Origin of the sequence: Streptomyces murinus (assembly GCF_002154555.1) — a bacterium.
GTDB lineage: Bacteria > Actinomycetota > Actinomycetes > Streptomycetales > Streptomycetaceae > Streptomyces > Streptomyces murinus.
Genome location: NZ_MUNF01000514.1, coordinates 1 through 4,925, shown reverse-complemented (window position 1 = coordinate 4,925; position 4,925 = coordinate 1). Strand labels below are relative to the sequence as shown.

5 protein-coding genes and 1 pseudogene are annotated in these 4,925 nt (G+C 72.2%); 3 read left to right on the top strand and 3 right to left on the bottom strand.

Annotated elements, in window-relative coordinates:
* The 3 genes and pseudogenes from CCN72_RS28390 to CCN72_RS28380 all read left to right on the top strand — a co-directional run.
* Positions 1–732 (top strand): annotated as a pseudogene (locus CCN72_RS28390) (MFS transporter); the annotation flags it as partial.
* Positions 733–834: 102 nt separating this feature from the next.
* Positions 835–2,526 (top strand): amidohydrolase, encoded by a 1,692-nt coding sequence (locus CCN72_RS28385; RefSeq protein ID WP_244174510.1) that lies wholly within the window; start codon positions 835–837, stop codon positions 2,524–2,526.
* Positions 2,527–2,557: 31 nt separating this feature from the next.
* Positions 2,558–3,310: a helix-turn-helix transcriptional regulator gene (locus CCN72_RS28380; protein ID WP_086810744.1), complete on the top strand. Its 753-nt coding sequence runs from the start codon at positions 2,558–2,560 to the stop codon at positions 3,308–3,310.
* 25 nt (positions 3,311–3,335) lie between these two features.
* Here the strand turns inward: CCN72_RS28380 and CCN72_RS28375 are convergent, their stop codons facing one another.
* The 3 genes from CCN72_RS28375 to CCN72_RS28365 all read right to left on the bottom strand — a co-directional run.
* The gene (locus tag CCN72_RS28375; protein WP_086810742.1) at positions 3,336–3,728 is read right to left on the bottom strand and encodes a GtrA family protein; all 393 of its coding nucleotides are present in this window, start codon (positions 3,726–3,728) and stop codon (positions 3,336–3,338) included.
* Complete coding sequence (locus tag CCN72_RS28370) at positions 3,725–4,675, bottom strand: glycosyltransferase family 2 protein (RefSeq protein ID WP_086810740.1); 951 nt, start codon at positions 4,673–4,675, stop codon at positions 3,725–3,727. The genes CCN72_RS28375 and CCN72_RS28370 overlap by 4 nt, the downstream gene beginning before the upstream one ends.
* A gap of 35 nt (positions 4,676–4,710) precedes the next feature.
* Positions 4,711–4,925 (bottom strand): hypothetical protein (locus CCN72_RS28365; protein ID WP_143664224.1); only part of this gene is annotated, 215 nt, incomplete at its 5' end.

Here is a 4,925-nt window from a genome sequence, read left to right as displayed (position 1 = left end):
TGCCGCCGGATCCGGGGCGGGCGTCCCCCATGGGCGCACCGTCCCGGAACACCCGGCGCACCCGCCCCGGATCCGGCGGCACATCCAGGAGGGCCTGCGCTTCGTCGTGGGCGAAGCCATGCTGCGGGCCGTTTGTCTCGCCTCGGCCGCCTTCCAGTTCTTCTTCTCGGCCGTGACGACCTGCTGTCTGCTGTTCCTGCCCCGGGAACTGCATCTGCCGGGCGCGGTCGTCGGGTTGACGCTCGCGGCGACGGGACCGGGCGCGCTCCTCGGCTCACTGCCGGCCGCCCGGCTGCCGGGCCGCTTCGGGCGGGCGCCGTCCTGCTGTCCGCGGCGGCACTCGGGGACGGTGTCTTCCTGCTCGTGCCCGCGCTGCACGGCTCCCCCGCGGTGACGGCTCCGGCGCTGCTCGCGGTCGACGTCGTCTTCGGGACCTGCGGCCAGGTGGTGAACGTCACGATCACGGCCGTACGGCAGACCGTCACCCCGGACGGGATGCAGGGCCGGGCCGCCGCCACGATCACCTTCGTCGGCATGGGCCTGACGCCCTTCGGCTCCCTGCTCGGCGGCCTTCTCGCGGACGCGTGGGGCACGCGCGCCGGCCTCCTCGTGACGGCCGCGGGCATGCTGCTGTCCCGGGCCGTGATGGCCCTGTCCCCGCTCGGCCGCCCGGGCCGGGCCCTGCCCGCGTCGCCGGACGCCTGTGCCGCCGCGGGCGCACGCAACCGCTGATCTCGTCGAACCGCCTCCGTATCGGTGGAATGACCGATGTGCCCGGGGTGGCGGCGCGGACATAGTTCCCCGGAGGTTGTCCGGTCATGGAAAGGGCCTTTTGTGAACGCGTACGCGGATCTGGTGTTCGTCGGTGGGACGGTGGTCACGGTGGATGCCGGGTTCTCCCTGGCGTCGGCGCTGGCGGTGCGTGGTGGGGTGATCAGTGCCGTCGGGGAGCGGGCGGAGGTCGAGGCTCTCGTCGGGCCCGGGACACGGGTCGTGGATCTGCGCGGCGGGACGCTGCTGCCGGGGATCAACGACTCCCATCTGCACGGGTGCGCCTTCGGCATGGCGACCCCGCCGATGTCCGTCGACGTGGGGCACCCGGCCGTGTCCTCGCTCGCCGAGGTGGCCGACGCGGTGCGGGCGGCCGTCGGACGGGTGCCGGGCGGGCGGTGGGTCACCGGGCACGGGTGGGACACCGGATATCTGGCGGAGTGCGCGGACGATCCGGCACGGCTGCCCTCGCGGCACGACCTCGACGCCGTGAGCCCGGACCGTCCGGTCGTGCTGTACTCCTTCTCCGGGCACGCCACCTGGGTCAACTCCCGGGCGCTGGAGCTGATCGGGCTCGGCCGGGACACCGTCGTACCGGGCGTCGTCGTGGACGGCGCGGGCGAGCCGACCGGGCTGCTGCACGAGGGGGCGCAGGCCCTGGTGCAGAACGCGTTGCCGCCGCTCAGTGAGCAGGAGCGCACGGACGCGATCCGGTCGGCGCTCGGCGCGCTCGCCCGGCTCGGGGTGACCAGCTACACCGAGCCGGGGCTCGGTCCCGGGGGCGAGGGGATCATGCGGGGCGCGCTCGGCACCGGGACCCTCGACGTGTACCGCCGGTTGCTGGCCGGCGGCGAGCTGACGGCCCGGGTCGGCGTCCTGCTGCTGCCCACCGGCATGGCGGGCGGCGCCGAGGAATTCGCCCGCGGCCTCGGGGACTTCGACCCGGGGAGCACGGATCCGCGCCGGCTCGCGATCCACGGCGTCAAGATCTTCGGCGACGGCATCGTGCCCAACAGGACGGCCTGGATGCATGAGCCGTACCTCGGCGGCGGTTGCGGCTCGCTGTGCGTCGGCGGGGAGAGCGACGCCGAGCGGATCGCCGGGATCGGTGCCATGATCCGGCACGCCCATGCCGCCGGGCACCAGATAGGTGTGCATGTCACCGGCGACCGGGCCATCGACACCGTCGCGGACGCCTTCGCGGCGGCCCAGGCCGAACACCCGCGCGCCGACGCCCGCCACTACGTCATCCACGGTGACTTCCTCACCGCGCACAGCATGAAGGTGCTGGCCGCGCACGGCTTCGGGGTCAACATGAACCCCACCATCAAATGGACCGTCGCCGATCTGGAAGAGGAGTTCGTCGGCGCCCGGCGGGCCGGGTACGCCTGGCCGTACCGCGACGCGCTCGACGCCGGGGTGCGGGTCGCGAGCGGTTCGGACGCGCCGGTCACCGCGCCGGACTGGCGCCAGGGCCTGGCCACCATGATGCTGCGCGAGTCCAAGGCGGCGGGCCGGGTCAGCGGTCCCGAGCAGCGCATCGGGCTCGCCGAGGCGCTGCGCACGTACACGATCGACGCGGCCTGGCAGGACTTCGCCGACGGCTGGAAGGGCTCCCTGGAGGTCGGCAAGGCCGCTGACCTGTGCGTCCTGGACGGGGATCTGCTCACCACCGACCCCCATGACATCCCCGGCATGCCCGTCGTCCTCACCGTGATGGACGGGCGGATCGTGCACGACGTCCTGCGCGATTGACGTATTCCGGGCAGATGATCATCCTTGAGGGGTGGCAGCGCGGCGGAGCACGGCGGACATCCTGGAGGCGGCCGTCGATGTCCGAGCGGCCGCCCGGGAGGCCACCGGGAGCGCGACCGGCGCGGCGGCGGTCCTGGACGCGCTGTCCGGGGTGATGGAGTACGACCACGCGTCCCTCACCCGCTGGGATCCGGTACGACGCCGCCACACCACCCTCGCCGGGAGCTACCCGGACGCCGCCACGGCCTACATCGAGACCCTGCTGCACCGGGACCCGGTGTTCGCCGTGCTCCGGGGCCCGGAGCGGGACGGGCTCTGGCTCCGGGACGTGGCCCCGCGCCTGCTCGCGTCCTCACCGGGTTTCCGGGACGTGCTGCGCCCGCTCGGCATCACGGACGGCGTGGCCCAGTGCCTGTTCGCGGCCGACGGCCGGTACGTCGGCATGCTCAACATCAGCACCCGGCCGCCGCGGCGCGCCCCCGACGCGGCACGCGCCGTGGTCACGCTGCTGACCGAGTCCCTCGCGGCGACCGTGGCCGCCGGTACGGAGGTACGGCCTTCGGACGCCCTGCCTCCCGACCTGCGGCGACTCTCGGCGCGGGAGCTCGAGGTGCTGGCCGAACTGACCTCCGGCCGCACCAATCGCGAGATCGCCGAGCGCCTGTACGTCACGCCCCGCACGGTCGGCACCCATGTCGAGCACATCCTCGCCAAGCTCGACCTGCCCAACCGCGCGGCCGCCGCCGCCCGGGCCGCCGCCCGGGGCATCGAGGCGGCCCGCTGACGTCACCGGCGGTGGTCCGCCGCCATCACTCCTCGACCGCCACCCGCGGCGACGCCCCCGGCAGCATGATCCAGCGGGACACCACGAAGGTGATCGGGATCGCCGCCGCCGAGGCGAGCAGGGGGGCGAAGCGGCTGCCGGCGCCGAGGACGTCCACGATCACGTACACGCCCACCGTGGTGATCACGAAATTCGCCGCGTTGGTCAGCGGGAACAGCAGGAATTTCCGCCAGGTCGGGCGGATGCGATAGGTGAACCGCGCATTGAGGAAAAAGGATCCGACCATGCTCAGCGCGAATGCGAGAACATGCGCGGCGAGATACGGGAGCCAGGTCAGGAAGAGCAGGTAAAGGCCGTAGTAGACGGCCGTGTTGAGCACACCGACCGCGGCGAAGGTGATGATCTGTCGCGCTATCAAGGAATGAGATCTTTCGTCCGTTCCACATTGGTCGCCTTCACCAGGAAGTGCGGGCGGCCCTTCACCTCGTAGTAGATGCGGCCGGTGTACTCCCCGATCACTCCCAGCATGACCATCTGCACCCCGGCGAGGGCGGTGACCGCGGTGATGATGGTGACATATCCGGGCGTCTGCACGCCGTGCAGGAGGGCGGCGACCACGATCCAGGCGGTGTAGAGACCGGCGCACAGCAGCAGGCTGATGCCGAGCCAGAGGGCGGCGCGCAGCGGACGGTTGTTGAAGGAGAGGACGCCGTCCAGGCCGTAGTCGAGCAGTCCGCGCAGGTTCCAGGAGCTGCTGCCGGCCTCGCGCACGGCGTTCTCGTACGCGAAGGTGGTGCTGGGGAAGCCGACCCAGGCGAACAGGCCCTTGGAGAAGCGGTTGTACTCGGTCAGGCCGAGCACCGCGTCCACCACCCGGCGGGACAGCAGCCTGAAGTCCCCTACTCCGTCCATGAGTTCGACGTCGACGAGGCGGTTGACGAGTCGGTAGTACAGGCGGGCGGTGAGGGTGCGGGTGAGGCGGTCGCCGGTGCGGGTGCGGCGTGCGATGACCTGGTCGTAGCCCTGTTCGCGCAGCCGGACCATGCGGGCGATCAGCTCGGGCGGGTGCTGGAGGTCGGCGTCCATGACGACGACCGAGTCACCGGAGGCGTGCCGCAGCCCCGCCAACAGGGCTGCTTCCTTGCCGAAGTTGCGGCTGAAGGAGACGTAACGCACCCGCTGGTCGCGGGCGGCGAGGCGTTCGAGGACGGTGAGGGTGCGGTCGCGGCTGCCGTCGTCGACGTACACGAACTCCATGTCGTGGCCGAGCGGCAGCAGTTCGTCGGCGATCTTCTGGACGGCTTCGTGGAAGCGTTCCAGGACGTCTTCCTCGTTGTAGCACGGCGCGACGATCGATATCAGCATGGCGGAGGTCCCCCAGGGGCGCGGTCGGATCGCGGTCAGGGCGCGGCTGTCACGCGCTCGCGCGGTGCCGGTGGTGTGGTCGGGGCGGGCGTCGACAAGCGTCGGCGGCGGACGGCGGTCGCGGCGCTGAGCAGCAGCAGCGCCGCGAGCGAGGCAAGGCCGACGGCCGTGCCGAGGCGGAGTCCGGGCGGGTGGAAGATGCAGGTCAGGCTGGTCTCGGCGCCGTCAAGGGGGACGGCGATCAGTCCGT